The organism is Streptomyces sp. NPDC049879 (assembly GCF_044461265.1).
Taxonomy (GTDB): Bacteria; Actinomycetota; Actinomycetes; order Streptomycetales; family Streptomycetaceae; genus Streptomyces.
The window spans coordinates 244,324-257,966 of sequence record NZ_JBITKT010000004.1; the positions used below are offsets into that span (position 1 = coordinate 244,324).

The 13,643-nt window shown below is 75.1% G+C and carries 12 protein-coding genes; 6 read left to right on the forward strand and 6 right to left on the reverse strand.

Annotated elements, in window-relative coordinates:
* The first annotated feature begins 96 nt into the window (after nucleotides 1–96).
* Nucleotides 97–681 (forward strand): helix-turn-helix domain-containing protein, encoded by a 585-nt coding sequence (locus ACIBPC_RS15970; RefSeq protein ID WP_362966504.1) that lies wholly within the window; start codon nucleotides 97–99, stop codon nucleotides 679–681.
* A gap of 99 nt (nucleotides 682–780) precedes the next feature.
* On the opposite strand, the gene ACIBPC_RS15975 is transcribed toward ACIBPC_RS15970, so the two are convergent.
* The 3 genes from ACIBPC_RS15975 to ACIBPC_RS15985 all read right to left on the reverse strand — a co-directional run bounded on the left by ACIBPC_RS15975 (nucleotide 781) and on the right by ACIBPC_RS15985 (nucleotide 4,955).
* Nucleotides 781–1,080, reverse strand: a complete 300-nt coding sequence (locus ACIBPC_RS15975) for a hypothetical protein (RefSeq protein ID WP_398844850.1) — start codon at nucleotides 1,078–1,080, stop codon at nucleotides 781–783.
* 294 nt (nucleotides 1,081–1,374) lie between these two features.
* Nucleotides 1,375–3,834 carry a SpoIIE family protein phosphatase gene (locus tag ACIBPC_RS15980; RefSeq protein WP_398844852.1) on the reverse strand — a complete coding sequence of 820 codons (2,460 nt, stop codon included), beginning with the start codon at nucleotides 3,832–3,834 and terminating at the stop codon, nucleotides 1,375–1,377.
* Between the two features lie 137 nt (nucleotides 3,835–3,971).
* Nucleotides 3,972–4,955 (reverse strand): aldo/keto reductase, encoded by a 984-nt coding sequence (locus tag ACIBPC_RS15985; protein WP_398844855.1) that lies wholly within the window; start codon nucleotides 4,953–4,955, stop codon nucleotides 3,972–3,974.
* Between the two features lie 266 nt (nucleotides 4,956–5,221).
* Between ACIBPC_RS15985 and ACIBPC_RS15990 the strand changes: the two genes are divergently transcribed.
* Nucleotides 5,222–6,451: a nitrate/nitrite transporter gene (locus ACIBPC_RS15990; RefSeq protein WP_398845610.1), complete on the forward strand. Its 1,230-nt coding sequence runs from the start codon at nucleotides 5,222–5,224 to the stop codon at nucleotides 6,449–6,451.
* Between the two features lie 6 nt (nucleotides 6,452–6,457).
* Here the strand turns inward: ACIBPC_RS15990 and ACIBPC_RS15995 are convergent, their stop codons facing one another.
* Complete coding sequence (locus tag ACIBPC_RS15995) at nucleotides 6,458–7,948, reverse strand: MFS transporter (RefSeq protein WP_398844858.1); 1,491 nt, start codon at nucleotides 7,946–7,948, stop codon at nucleotides 6,458–6,460.
* Nucleotides 7,949–8,145: 197 nt separating this feature from the next.
* Here ACIBPC_RS15995 and ACIBPC_RS16000 point away from each other — a divergent pair, with 197 nt between their 5' ends.
* Complete coding sequence (locus ACIBPC_RS16000; protein ID WP_398845612.1) at nucleotides 8,146–8,583, forward strand: MarR family winged helix-turn-helix transcriptional regulator; 438 nt, start codon at nucleotides 8,146–8,148, stop codon at nucleotides 8,581–8,583.
* Nucleotides 8,584–8,687: 104 nt separating this feature from the next.
* On the forward strand, nucleotides 8,688–9,551 hold the full coding sequence (locus ACIBPC_RS16005) for a siderophore-interacting protein (protein ID WP_398844859.1): 864 nt from the start codon (nucleotides 8,688–8,690) through the stop codon (nucleotides 9,549–9,551).
* Between the two features lie 22 nt (nucleotides 9,552–9,573).
* Here ACIBPC_RS16005 and ACIBPC_RS16010 read toward each other — a convergent pair whose 3' ends face one another.
* Together ACIBPC_RS16010 and ACIBPC_RS16015 are read right to left on the reverse strand one after the other, a co-directional pair.
* Nucleotides 9,574–10,299: a methyltransferase domain-containing protein gene (locus ACIBPC_RS16010; RefSeq protein WP_398844862.1), complete on the reverse strand. Its 726-nt coding sequence runs from the start codon at nucleotides 10,297–10,299 to the stop codon at nucleotides 9,574–9,576.
* Nucleotides 10,296–11,240: a UbiA prenyltransferase family protein gene (locus ACIBPC_RS16015; RefSeq protein ID WP_398844864.1), complete on the reverse strand. Its 945-nt coding sequence runs from the start codon at nucleotides 11,238–11,240 to the stop codon at nucleotides 10,296–10,298. The genes ACIBPC_RS16010 and ACIBPC_RS16015 overlap by 4 nt, the downstream gene beginning before the upstream one ends.
* A 285-nt stretch (nucleotides 11,241–11,525) precedes the next feature.
* Here ACIBPC_RS16015 and ACIBPC_RS16020 point away from each other — a divergent pair, with 285 nt between their 5' ends.
* Nucleotides 11,526–12,659 (forward strand): Gfo/Idh/MocA family protein, encoded by a 1,134-nt coding sequence (locus ACIBPC_RS16020; RefSeq protein ID WP_398844867.1) that lies wholly within the window; start codon nucleotides 11,526–11,528, stop codon nucleotides 12,657–12,659.
* A gap of 18 nt (nucleotides 12,660–12,677) precedes the next feature.
* Nucleotides 12,678–13,619 carry a sugar phosphate isomerase/epimerase family protein gene (locus ACIBPC_RS16025; protein WP_398844870.1) on the forward strand — a complete coding sequence of 314 codons (942 nt, stop codon included), beginning with the start codon at nucleotides 12,678–12,680 and terminating at the stop codon, nucleotides 13,617–13,619.
* Nucleotides 13,620–13,643: the final 24 nt, after the last annotated feature.

A 13,643-nucleotide genomic window follows, 5' to 3' on the forward strand; every position in this document is an offset into this window, starting at 1 on the left:
GCCGCCCGCCGAAAACGAGGACCCCTCGGCTTGTCCGGCAGTTATACCCCGAGGGGTCCTCGACTTACCAGCCGGGCGAACCGGTACAGTGCCGGTGTGAGCTCATCCGCCAGTCCGCCGCGCCGCATGCGCGCCGACGCGCGGCGCAACCGCGAGCGGCTGCTCGCCGAGGCGCGGACGGTGTTCGAGGAGCGGGGCGCCCAGGCGTCGCTGGAACTCGTCGCACGCCGCGCGGGCGTCGCCATCGGCACGCTCTACGGGCACTTCCCGACCCGCCGCGCGCTGCTGGAAGCGCTGCTGCGCGACCGGCAGGAGGCGGTGCACGAGCTGGGCGACACGCTGGCGGCCGACCCCGAGCCGGGCGCGGCCCTGGCCCGGTGGATGCGCGCGGTCACGGCCCACGGCGCCGTCTACAGCGGGCTCGCGGGACAGTACCTCGGCAGCCTGGACGACACGGCGTCCGAACTGCACGCCGCCTGCAAGCGGATGAGCGCGGTCGGCGAGCTGCTGGTGGCACGCGCCAGGTCGGCGGGGGCGGTGCGGCAGGACGTGACCGCGCAGGACGTCTTCGCGCTGATCAGCGCGGCGGCCTGGCTGCGGGACCAGCTGCCGGCCGAACAGGCGGACCGGCAGCTGGACTTCATGATCGACGGGCTGGGGGTCGCGGTCCAGGAGCCGTGACGGCTCCCCCGCCGTCCGTCCCCGCCGTGCCGGCGGCGGGCGGTGAGGAGCGGGGAAGGGGGAGCCGCGCCGGACCTCGTGTGGCCGTCCCCGGCCGGGTCAGACGGTGTAGGCGGTCCAGCCTATGGTCTCCTGCGCGTGACGCCCGTCGCCCTTGACCCCCTGGCCGTACAGCTCGTTGAAGCGGACGAGGAAGCCGGTCTCGCTGACGTCGTGCAGCCGCAGACCCGGGGTCTCGGGCCCGTTGAAGGTCTGCACCGTCAGGTGGACGACCACGCCGGACCCCGTGGGGAACGGCGTGGGGAAGTCCACCCAGGTGAAGGTGCTGGTCCTGCCGCCCTGTGTCTCCACAGGGTGGTCCGACGCGAGTTCGAACTTGCCCGTCTGGATCAGACTCATCCCGCTGCTTCCCTTCGCTTGCCGTTGTCGCACTGACGGGCGTCCGGATCACCCACACGATCCTTTCCAGGGCCCGGATGTTTACCGGCATCCGCGCGTAATCGGCAAGAACCGGGCTGCGCCTCCCGTTCCCCCGGGGAACGGGCATGCGAAGCGGAACGGGATCGATCCGTACACGGCGGGGAACCGCCCTCAACCGGTCGCGGACGGGCGTAACGGGACCCCCGGGCGGCCGGGGCGGTGGCGGCCCCGGCACCGGCGGGCGGCGATCGAGCCACCGCCGCCGGGCCGGGCTCAGGTGTCGGTGAGCTGCTGCTCCGCCCAGATCGTCTTGCCGGTGGCCGTCTGGCGCGTGCCCCACTGCTGGGTGAGCTGCGCGACGAGCAGCAGGCCGCGCCCGCCCTCGTCGAACGTCCGGGCGCGGCGCAGGTGGGGCGCCGTGCTGCTGCTGTCGGACACCTCGCAGATCAGCGACGACTCGCCGCGGATCAGCCGCAGCTGGATGGGCGGCGAGGCGTGCCGGATCGCGTTGGTGACCAGTTCGCTGACGACCAGTTCGGTGATGAACGCGGCTTCCGGCAGGTTCCAGGCGACGAGCTGGTCGGACGCCATCTTGCGGGCGCGGGCGACGACGGAGGGGTCGGCCTCCAGGTCGAGGGTGGCGACGTGCTCGGCGTCGAGGGCGCGCGTCCTGGCGACCAGCAGGGCGGCGTCGTCGGTCTGGCGCTCTGGCAGCAGCCGCGACAGCACGGCGTCGCAGACGCTTTCGAGGGAGTCGGCGGACTCCGCGAGCACGTCCTGGAGGATGTGCTGCCCGGTGTCGAACTCCCGGTCGCGCGGGGCGATCAGCCCGTTCGTCGTCAGCGCGATGAGGCTGCCCTCGGGCAGCCGGGTCGCGCTCGCCTCGAACGGCAGGCCGCCCACGCCGAGCGGCGGGCCGGGGGTGACGTGCAGGGGCACGGGGGTGCCGTCCGGGCCGACGATCACCGGCGGCGGGTGTCCCGCGCTGGCGACGACGCAGTTGCGCGACACCGGGTCGTAGACGACGTACAGGCAGGTGGCGCCGATCTCGCCGACCGTGGTGGGCGCGGGGTCGAGGGCGCCCGCCTGCTCGGCGAGGTGGGAGACCAGGTCGTCGAGGTGGGTGAGGAGTTCGTCGGGCGGCAGGTCCACGTCGGCGAGGGTCCGCACGGCGGTGCGCAGCCGGCCCATCGTCGCCGAAGCGTGCAGGCCGTGGCCGACGACGTCGCCGATCACGAGCGCGACGCGCGTGCCCGACAACGGGACGACGTCGAACCAGTCGCCGCCGACGCCCGCGCGGCTCCCGGCCGGGAGGTAGCGGGAGGCGACCTGCACGGCGGCGTGGCCCTGGAGCTTCTGCGGGAGCAGGCTGCGCTGGAGCGCGAGGGCGGTGCCGCGCTCGCGCGCGAACCGGCGCGCGTTGTCCACGCTGACGGCCGCCCGCGCGCACATCTCCTCGGCGAGCAGCAGGTCGTCCCGCGCGAAGTGCTCGGGGCGGCTGCGCAGGAAGAGGGCGATGCCGAGGACCGTGCCGCGCGCGCGGAGCGGCACGGCCATGGCCGAGTGGATGCCGAACTCCTCGTTGACCGACTGGCGGCTCGGGTGCTCTGCGGTCCAGTCGGTGAAGGACGGCTCCCCCTCCGACGCCATGACGGCGCGGCCGGTGGACAGGCAGCGGGCGGTCGTGGAGTCGGGCGGGTAGTGGGTCGCGCCGCCCAGCGGCACCACGGACTCGGGCGTGCCCTCGTGGACGGACTGGCGGGCGGCGCGGCGCAGCGTGAGGTCGCCGGTGGGCGAGAGGGGCGGGGGTTCGCCGCCCGAGGTGACCTGGGGCAGGAGGTCGATGGTGGCGAAGTCGGCCAGCTCGGGGACCATGATGTCGGCGAGTTCCTGGGCCGTGCGGGTGACGTCCAGGGTGCTGCCGAGCCGGTCGCCCGCCTCCTTCAGCAGCGCGAGGCGGCGGCGGGCGCGTACCTGGTCGCTGACGTCGGCGGCGGCGGCGAAGACGCCCCGCACCTCGCCCGCCGGGTCGCGCACCGGCGAAAGGTCCACCGCCCAGGTGGCGTTCTCGCGCGTCTCCAGGGTGGACGTGACCAGTTCGAACCGCTGGTACCTGCCGTCCCGGGCGACCTCGCGGGCCGCGGCGACCAGCCCGTCCATGGCCCGGGTCACGCTCTCCCCGGTGGCCGAGGGAGGCGAGCCGGCAGGGGCCATGTCCGCGAGGCCGTCGGACCTGAACAGCTCGGCGAGCGTGCGGCCGAGCACCTCCTGGCGCGTCTTGCCGAGGTGGCGCAGCGAGATGGCGTTGATCCACCGGATGCTGCCGTCGGTGCCGTAGACGCTCAGCGCGTTGTTCGACTGCTCGAAGGCCCACTCCAGGAGGCCGACGTGCTCGGCGGCCTCCTGCCAGAGGGAGGCGGTGAGGAGCCAGCGCGGTGTCCCGTCCTCGCCGTCCGACGGGGCGGCGACGATCCGGGTGCGGACGACTCGGCCGTCGCGGTGCCGCAGGCCGAGCCAGCCGTGCCAGCCGGCCAGCCGGTCGCGGCACTCGCGCGCGACGGCGGTGACGTCGTGGGCGAGCAGCGGCGCGGCGGGCCGTCCGACGACCTCGCCGGACGGGTGGCCGAGCAGCCGCTCGGCCCCCTCGCTCCAGGCCCGGACGACTCCGCGCGCGTCCACGACCGCCGTGGCCGCCTCTGCCCCGGGGACGACGACGCCATCGGGTCGGTCCATCGCGTTCATCCTTCTCACCACGCCCCTGCGGCGCGGACCGTCGTGCGCGGAAATACGCGCATATCCACGGAAACCGTATCGCCAGGCGAGCCGATCGCGCCACGTCGCCGCCGGGCGGGCGGCGGCGGTGGGCGCGGCTACCAGCGCTCGTGTACCTGTGCCCGGATCCGGCGGTCGTACAGCTCCGTGACCGCGTCCAGGGTGGCGGCGGGCAGGGGCGGGAGCGCGGCGGCCGCGGCGTTGGCCCGCGCCTGCTCGGGCGAGCGGGCGCCGGGGATCACGCTGGAGACGCCGGGCTGCTGGACGATCCAGCGCAGCGCCGTCTGCGCGGAGGTGGCGCCGGACGGGGCCAGACGGGCGAACTCGGCCGCCGCCTCGACGCCGGTCGCGTAGTCCACGCCGGAGAACGTCTCGCCCTGGTCGAACGCCTCGCCGTGCCGGTTGTACGTGCGGTGGTCGTCGGCGCCGAAGACGGTCTCCGCCGTGTAGCGGCCGGAGAGCAGCCCCGAGGCGAGCGGCACGCGCGCGATGATCCCGACACCGGCCTCGCGGGCGGCGGGGAGCACCTCTTCGAGCGGCTTCAGGCGGAAGGGGTTGAGGATGATCTGGACGCTGGTGGTGCCCGGCCTGGCGATGGCGAGGAGCGCCTGCTCGCACGTCTCGACGCTGACGCCGTAGCGCGCGGTCCTGCCCTCGGCGACGAGGGTGTCCAGCGCGTCGAACACCGCGTCGGAGGTGTAGACGGCGGTCGGCGGGCAGTGGAGCTGGACGAGGTCGAGCGTGTCCACGCCGAGGTTCTCGCGCGACCTGTCGGTCCAGGCGCGGAAGTGGTCGAGGGTGTAGTTGGCCGGGTCCTGCGGGAGGCGGCGGCCCATCTTGGTCGCCACGAGCAGGTCCGCGTCCGGCCGCTGGGCGCGGTAGCGGGCGATGAGGCGCTCGCTGCGCCCGTCCCCGTAGACGTCGGCGGTGTCGAGGAACGTCACCCCCGCGTCGACCGCCGCGTCCAGCACGGCGAGCGCGTCGTCCTCGACGACCTCTCCCCAGTCCGCGCCGAGCTGCCAGGTGCCGAGTCCGACGACGGACACCTGCTGTCCTGATCTGCTGAATGGTCGCTGCTCCACGGGGGCATTGTGGCAGGCGCGCGCAAGGGCGCGGGGCGCGGTCCGCACGCCGGGCGCACGGGGGGCGTGCGGGGGGTGCTTTGCGCCGATGTGACCCGCTCGTCCGCGCGTTCGAGGCCGCCTCTACGATGGGACGCGTCTCCCGTACGCGCCTCCCGAGGAGTGGCATGTCTGCGCCGTCGTCAGCCCGTCCGGCGGCCGGCCCCGGCGCACCCGGGCGCGCCCGGGTGTACGCGGTGTGGTCCGCGGGGGTCCTGGCGTACGCGATGTCGGTCATGCAGCGGACCTCGCTTGGCGCCTCGGGACTCGACGCGGCGGAGCACTTCGGCGTCTCCCCGACGGCGCTGTCCACGTTCGTCTTCGTGCAGGTCGTCGTCTACCTGGCGATGCAGATACCGGCCGGACTGATCACCGACCGGTGGGGGCCGCGGCTGACCGTCGCGGCCGGGGGCCTGACGGCGGCGTGCGGGCAGACTCTCCTGGCGTTCGCGGGGAACGTGCCGACCGCCGTGCTGGCGCGGCTCGTCGTCGGCGGCGGGGACGCGCTGATCTTCACGGGCGTGCTGGCGCTGCTGCCGCGCTGGTTCCCGGCGCGGCGGGTGCCGGTCGTCACGCAGGTGACGATGATGCTCGGGCAGGCCGGGCAGATCCTGTCGGCCATGCCGTTCCTGGCGCTGCTGCACGGGGTGGGCTGGTCGAAGGCGTTCGCGTCGGCCGCCTCGCTGAGCCTGCTGGCCGCCGTGCTGGCGCTCGCGGTGGTGCGGGACATGCCGCCGGGCGTGGAGCGGTCCGCGCGCGCCCCGGCGTCCGCGCGGGAGGTCTTCGGGCAGCTGGGCACGATCTGGCGGCGCCCGGGGACGCGGCTCGGGTTCTTCGGGCACATGGTGACGCAGTTCCCGATGACGGTGTTCTCGCTGCTGTGGGGCGTGCCGTACCTGGTGTCGGCGCAGGGTCTCTCGCCGAGCGCGGCGAGCGGGCTGCTGACGCTGTTCGTGGTGTGCGCGATGGCGGTCGGGCCGGTGCTCGGGGTGCTGACGATGCGCCACCCGATGCGGCGTTCGTGGCTGCTGCTCGGGGTGGCGGGCTCGGCGGCCGGGGTGTGGACGGTGGTGCTGGCGCTGCCGGGGCGGGCGCCGCTGTGGCTGCTCGTGGTGCTCGTCGTCGTGCTCTCCGCGGGCGGGCCGGGCTCGGCTGTCGGGTTCGACATCGCGCGGACGTCGAACCCGCCCCGGTCGCTCGCGGTGGCGCAGAGCATGGTGAACCTGGGCGGGTTCCTGGCGTCGCTGGCGGTGCTGTTCCTGATGGGGGTGGTGCTGGACGCGGCGGGCGGCTACACGTTCGACGCGTTCCGGCTGGCGTGGCTGGTGCAGTACCCGTTCTGGGCGGCGGCCGCGACGGGCGTGCTGGTGACGCGGCGCAAGGTGCGGCGCGCGCTGGCGGCGGAGCGGGTCGTGGCGTCAGGGACGCCCGGCGCGGCGGTCACCAGCCGGGCGTGAACGGCGTCACGCGGGCCGGGAGGCTGTTCCCGTGGGGGATTCGAGGGTGCCGGGTTCCGGGTGGGTCGCGACCGGGCGCGCCGGACGGTGCGCCGGGATGAACGAGGCGACGGCGATGGCGGCCAGCGCGGACACGCCCGCGACGGCGAACGCCGCGCGGAAGCCGTCGGGTGACGGGACCTCGGCGCCGCCGAACGAGGTGGTCATCGAGGCGAGCAGGACGCCCGCCACGGCGCTGGACGACGAGATGCCGATGGAGCGCATCAGGGCGTTGAGCCCGTTGGCCGCCGCCGTCTCGGTCACCGGCACGGCGGACATGATGAGGGCCGGCATCGCGGCGTAGGCAACGGCGATGCCCGCGCCGATGATGCAGGAGACGAGGACCAGGTGCCACACCTCGGTCATCAGCGGGATGCCCACCGCGTAGCCGAGCGCGACGCCCGCCACGCCCGTGATCAGCGACGTCTTGGGGCCCCAGCGTGCCGAGACGCGGGCGGACAGCGGCGAGACGAGCATCATCACGACGCCGCTCGGCGCCATGCACAGCCCGGCCGCCAGCATCGACTGCCCGAGTCCGTAGCCCGTCTCCGCCGGGAGCTGGAGCACCTGGGGCTGGACGAGCTGCATCGCGTACATGGAGAAGCCGACGAGGACGGACGTCAGGTTGGTGAGGAGGACGCGGGGCTTGGCGGTGGTGCGCAGGTCGACCAGCGGGGTGCGGGCGCGCAGTTCGTAGGCGCCCCACAGCAGGAGGATCACGGGGGCGGCGGTGAACAGGGCGAGGGTCGGCGTCCCGGACCAGCCCCAGTCGCCGCCCTTGGAGATGGCGAGCAGCAGGCAGACGAGTCCGGCGGACAGGCCGAGGGCGCCCACCAGGTCGAACCGGCCGCCGCCCCGTACCGGCGACTCGCGGACGAGCGCCACGACCAGTGCGAACGTGACGACGCCGAGCCCGGCGGAGCCCCAGAAGAGGGTGTGCCAGTCGGTGGCCTGGGCGACGGCGGCGGAGACGGGCATCCCGAGGGCGCCGCCGATGCCGAACGAGGCACTCATCAGGGCCATGGCGGAGCCCATGCGCTCGGGCGGCAGTTCGTCGCGCATGATGCTGATGCCGAGCGGGATGACGCCCATCGCGCCGCCCTGGAGGGCGCGTCCGACGAGGATGGGGACGAGGGAGTCGCCGAGCGCGCAGATGACGGAGCCCGCCACCAGCAGGCCGAGGCAGAGGAGCAGCACCCGCCGTTTGCCGTACATGTCGCCGAGGCGGCCGGTGACGGGGGTGGCGACCGCGCCCGCGAGGAGCGTCGCGGTGATGACCCACGAGGCGGCGGACGGCGAGGTGTCGAGCAGCGCGGGCAGGTCGGGTATGAGCGGGACGACCAGGGTCTGCATCACGGCGACGGTGATGCCCGCCGCGGCGAGGGCGCCGATCACGGCGCCCGCCCTGCCCTCCTGCCTCCCCGCCTGCTGCGCCGGGACAGGGATCGGTTGAGCCATCGTCGAGCCTCCGCTTCGGTCGTGCCGGACGGAAGTGCATGATACATACACTATGTAAAGCACATACCAAGGATTAGGATGCACGCACGACTCCGGGACAACCTTGCGAATCGCTTGCGCCACTCCCCCGGCGCGCGCGACCGCACCGAGAACGGGAGGCAGGCGTGCAGGACCTGTCCGACCTCGAACGCGAACTGATGCTCGTCACACGGGCGCAGGCGCTGTGCCCGGCGGGGGCGCGCGCCTCGTGGGCGCAACTCGACCGGTCCGCCTATCTGCTGATGAGCCGCATCGAGGCGCAGGGCCCGATGTCGATCGGCGAGCTGGCGGAGGCGTTCGGGCTCGACACCTCCACCGTGAACCGGCAGACGGCCGCGATGCTCAAGGCGGAATTGATCGAGCGTCACCCCGACCCGGAGGGCGGCATGGCGCGCAAGCTCGACCTCACGGCCGAGGGCGCGCGGCGGCTGGCGGCCGACCAGGAGCGGTACCGGGAGTCCGTCGCGCGGTCGCTGGAGGACTGGCCGGATGAGGACGTGCGGCAGTTCGTGCGGCTGCTGGCGCGGTACAACGCGGGCTGCGAGGGGCGCAAGGGGAGCCCCTGGCCGCGACCCGAGGGGCTGCTGCGGGGCTAGGGCCGCGGGGGCCGCCGGGCCGTTCGAAGTAAGGTATGCCTAACATGGGGGCGAGGGGCCCGCGTCACCGCCGGGCCCGCCATGCCGGTACGGGAGGAACGACCGTGAACGACCGCCAGACCCCCGCCGACCGGCCCGCCCGCAAGCGCACCGTGCACGAGGGCCGCGTCCTGCGGACCGAGCGGATCACGCCGCACATGATCCGCGTCGTGTTCGGCGGACCCGGGCTCGCCGCCTTCCGGGCGGGCGAGTACACCGACCACTACGTGAAGCTGCTGTTCCCGGCGCCGGGCGCCGCGTACCCCGAGCCGTTCGACATGGCCGTGATCCGCGAGACGCTGCCGCGCGAGGAGTGGCCGCGCACCCGCACGTACACCGTCCGCGCCTGGGACCAGGACGCGGGCGAGCTGACCATCGACTTCGTGCACCACGGCGACGAGGGCCTCGCCGGGCCCTGGGCGGACGGCGCCCGGCCGGGCGACACGCTGCGCATGCTCGGCCCCGGCGGCGCCTACGCACCCGACCCGGCCGCCGACTGGCACCTGCTCGCCGGTGACGAGAGCGCGCTGCCCGCCATCGGCGCCGCGCTCGAACGGCTGCCGGAGGGCGCCGTGGCGCGGGTGTTCGTCGAGGTCGCGGGGCCCGACGAGGAGCAGAAGCTCGCGACGGCGGGCGACGCCGACATCGTCTGGCTGCACCGGGGCGGGCGCCGGGTCGGCGAGGCGCTGGTGGAGGCCGTGACGGCGCTGCCGTTCCCGGCGGGCCGCGCCCAGGCGTTCGTGCACGGCGAGGCGGGCTTCGTGAAGGACCTGCGGCGGCTGCTGCGCGTGGAGCACGGCCTCGGCCGCGACCAGCTGTCGGTCTCCGGCTACTGGCGGCGCGGCGCCGACGAGGACGGCTGGCAGTCGTCCAAGGCGGAGTGGAACCGCCAGGTCGAGGAGGAGCAGGAGCAGGGCGGGGCCGCCTGACACACCGCCCGGGCGCGGCGGTTCAGGCCGCCGCGACGGCCAGGAGGTAGCCGGGGAAGGCGAAGCGCACCGCGAGCCGCACGTCCGCGCCGCGCGGTCCTGCCAGCTCCCGCAGCGCCGCCGGGGCGTACATCTTCCGGAAGCTGATCACCCCGTCGTGCACGTGCGCCGCGCCGCCGGTGAGCCACAGCAGCGGGACGGCCGAGAGGTACGCCGGGTGGCGCCAGCCGTCCACCAGCAGCAGCCGCCGTGCCACGCGCGTGCCCTCCCGCAGCACGCGCACCACGGCGGGCGGCGGCAGGTGATGGAGCGACAGGGCGAAGACGGCCAGGTCGTACGCCTTGTCGGGCGCGTCCACCGCGGTCGCGTCGAGCTGCCGCACCTCGGCGCCCGGGTGGTGTCCGAGGTCGCCCGCGCGCAGCGCCGCGACGACGGCGGGGCTGTGGTCGCTGACGGTGAGGCGCACGGACGGGTCGGCGGCGAGGAGGCGGCGGGCCAGTCCGCCGTGGCCGGCGCCCAGTTCGAGGACGCGCGGCGCTGAAGTGTCGCCGGCGTGGGCGAGGGCGAGCGTGTGCCGCGTGACGGTGCGGTGGCCGCCGGTCAGCCGGTGCACGCGGTCGAGGCCGCGCAGCACGCGGGCCTGCCGTTCGGGGTGGTCCTGGGAGTCGATGTACTCGGGGCGGTCGGTCTCGTAGAGGCGGTCGAGACGTGACGCGCGCGGGCCGCCGCGCGGCAGGACGCCGTTCACGGGACCTGGGGCGCCGGGACGCCGGTCAGGGCCCCGGCGAGCGCGCACAGCAGGACGAGGGCCGGGTAGACGCTGGCGCGGTTGAACAGGACGAGCGCGGCGTCGGGGCCCGGGTCGCGCAGCAGCCGCACGGCGGGCCACAGCAGCCCCCACGCGGCGGCGAGCGCGGCACCGGCCGGGGCGACGACCCCGATGCCGGGCGCGCGGGACGCGAGGAGGACGACGCCCGCCACGGACGTCACCGCGACGCAGCACGCGACGACGGCCCCGGCGGCGCGCGGCCCGTGCACCACGGGGACGGTCCTGATGCCGAGCGGGCAGTCGTCCTCCGCGTCCGCCCAGTCGTTCGGCACGTTGCGCCCGCCGATCTCCCAGGCCGCCATCCACAGGCAGAACAGCCCGAGCACCGGCCAGTCGGGCTCGGGCGTCGTCACGAACCACCCGGCCGCCGCGCCCGCCGCGACCATCAGGCCGCTGAGCACCGTCTTCCACGGCGTGACGGTCGCCAGCGCGCAGTAGCCCGCCTCCAGCAGCGCCGCGACGGCGAACAGGACCACGCACACCCAGCTGATCAGCGCGGCCAGGACGAGCGCGGTCGCGCTGAGCAGCAGGACCCACAGGAGGGCGGCCGCGTACGGGAGCCTGCCGGTGGCGATCGGGTGCCGGTCGCCCGCGCCGTCGATGTCGAACGCCCCGGCCGCCACGCGCTGTTCGGCGCCCCTGCGGTCCACGCGGGCGTCGATGAGGTCGTTGGCGGAGAAGACGGCGAGGTATCCGGCGGTCGCCCCGAGGACCGCGACGAGCAGCCGTCCCGGCGTGGGCGGCCCCGTCGCGGCGCTCGCGACGACCGCCGCGAGGAGCGGCTGCGCGACGCTGAGGGCCGCCTGCGTGCCGCGCGAGAGGCCGTACAGGGCCCGGACCGACAGGGCGAGGGTGGTCACGCGGTCTCCCGGGGGCGGCGGCGTTCGTGAACGCCCGTCACGCTAGCGGGCGGCCCGCCGGGCGCGGGGCCGTACGGACGCCGCCGTCCGGGTGATTCGCGGCCGCGGCCGCCGGGCAGGGCCGTCAGGGGGCTCGCCCGCGGGCCGCTGACCTGCGCGACGTACGCTCGCGCAGGGAAACGCCCGCCGGAGGGTCCCCGCCGCCCGTGACGACCCCCGTCGGCCCGTACGGCGCGGCGGGGCCGGAACGGCGGCCGTCTGCCCGTACGAGAGGAGACACCGAACGTGACGACCCGTTCCGCGCGGCCCCGCGTCGCCATCCTGGGCCTCGGCATGATCGCCGAGGTGCACCGGCGCGCGGCGCTGCTCGCCGGTGCCGACGTGGTCGGCCTGCTGGGCCGCGACCACGGGCGGACCCGCGCCGCCGCCGACGCCTGGGGCGTGCCCACCGCCTACCGGACCATCGAGGAGGTCGCCGAGAGCGACGCCGACGTGGTCCACGTCTGCACGCCCAACGCCACGCACGCCCCCTACTCCCTGGCCCTGCTCGCGGCCGGGGGCAAGCACGTGATCTGCGAGAAGCCGCTCGGCGGCGACCTGGCGGAGGCGGAGGCCATGGCGGCCGCCGCGCGTGCCGCCGACGTCGTGACGGCGGTGCCGTTCGTCTACCGCTACCACCCGGTGGTGCGGGAGATCCGCGCCCGGCGGCTGGCCGGTGAGCTGGGCGCCACGCACGCCGTGCACGGCAGCTACCTCCAGGACTGGCTGCTGTCCCCCGACGCGTCGAGCTGGCGCGTGGACCCGGCGGCGGGCGGGGCGTCCCGCGCGTTCGCCGACATCGGCTCGCACTGGTTCGACCTGGTGGAGTGGGTGAGCGGCGAGCGGATGGCGTCGCTGATCGCCGAGACGCGGATCGCGCTGCCGGAGCGGCCCGCGGGCAGCGTCGCGTCGTTCTCGGGCCCCGCGGGCGCGGACGCGCCCCGGGTGACCGTGACGACCGAGGACATCGCGATGGTGCTCGCCCGCACGGCGGACGGCGTCCCCGTGTCGACGACCATCTCGCAGGTCGCGGCGGGGCGGAAGAACCGCCTGTGGTTCGAGCTGGACGGCGCGGCGGGCAGCGCCGTCTTCGACCAGGAGAACCCCGAGTACGGGTGGTTCGGCACCGCCACCGGCGCCGAGGTCTTCGTCCGCGACCCGGGCGCGGGCTCCGCCGAGCAGCGGCGGCTCGCCACCCTGCCGGCCGGGCACGCGCAGGGGTACGCGCAGTGCTTCGAGGCGTTCGTCGCCGACGCGTACGCGGTGATGGGCGGCGAGGAACGCGACGGGCTGCCCACGTTCGAGGACGGGCTGCGCGCCGCGCGGCTGACCGACGCGGTCCTGCGCTCGGCCGCAGGCCGTGCCTGGACCGACATCTGACGAGACGGGAGATCCGACATGAAGCTGGGATTCCTCACCGCCTGCCTGCCCGCGTGGCCGCTGGAGCGGATAGCCGAGTTCGCCGCGGGGACGGGCTACCAGGCCCTGGAGGTCGCAGTGTGGCCGCGCGCCGGTGGCCGCGACTTCGAGGCGGGGCACCTGCCGGTGGCGTCGTTCACCGCCGCCGACGCGGACGCGACGCGCGCGCTCTTCGACCGGCACGGCCTGGAGCTGAGCGCGTTCGCCTACTACGAGAACAACCTGCACCCCGACCCGGCGCGGCGCGCGGAGATCGCCGCGCACCTGCGGCACGCGATCGACGCGGCGGCCGTGCTCGGCGTGCCGTGGGTCGGCACCTTCATCGGCCGCGACCCGTCGAAGTCGGTGGCGGAGAACCAGCAGGAGGCCGAACGCGTCCTGCCGCCGCTGGTCGAGTACGCGGGCGAGCGCGGCGTCGGGATCATCATCGAGAACTGCGTGATGGAGGGCTGGCACCCGGACGGCTACCCGGGCAACATCGCGTACTCCCCCGAGCTGTGGGAGTGGATGTTCTCCCTCGGCCTGTACCTCAACTGGGACCCGTCGCACCTGATGTGGCTCGGCATCGACCCGGTCGGGACGATCCTCCCGTACGCCGACCGCATCGTGCACGCGCAGGCGAAGGACGTCGAGCTGGACGCGCGCGCCCGCGACCGGTACGGCGTCTTCGGCACCGTCGACAAGGGCGGCGACCCGTGGCGCACCGGCTGGTGGCGCTACCGCATCCCCGGGCGCGGGCAGGTGGACTGGACGCGGGTGGTCGACAGGCTGCACGAGGCCGGGTTCGGCGGCGTGCTGTCGGTGGAGCACGAGGACCCGCTGTGGGGCGGGAGCGACGAGCGGATCACCGAGGGGCTGCGGATCGCCCACACCACGCTGCGCCCGCACATCGGCCCGGCGGACCTGCCGCCGCGCCGCTGACGCGGGAGCGCCGTCCGCGGTCCG

Bases quoted from the DNA above. Each gene is read 5' to 3' on its own strand.
- ACIBPC_RS15995 (WP_398844858.1), bottom strand. From the start codon at position 7,948: ATGGCTCAACCGATCCCTGTCCCGGCGCAGCAGGCGGGGAGGCAGGAG.
- ACIBPC_RS15975 (WP_398844850.1), bottom strand. From the start codon at position 1,080: ATGAGTCTGATCCAGACGGGCAAGTTCGAACTCGCGTCGGACCACCCT.
- ACIBPC_RS16000 (WP_398845612.1), top strand. From the start codon at position 8,146: ATGCTCGTCACACGGGCGCAGGCGCTGTGCCCGGCGGGGGCGCGCGCC.
- ACIBPC_RS15980 (WP_398844852.1), bottom strand. From the start codon at position 3,834: ATGGACCGACCCGATGGCGTCGTCGTCCCCGGGGCAGAGGCGGCCACG.
- ACIBPC_RS16025 (WP_398844870.1), top strand. From the start codon at position 12,678: ATGAAGCTGGGATTCCTCACCGCCTGCCTGCCCGCGTGGCCGCTGGAG.
- ACIBPC_RS15990 (WP_398845610.1), top strand. From the start codon at position 5,222: ATGTCGGTCATGCAGCGGACCTCGCTTGGCGCCTCGGGACTCGACGCG.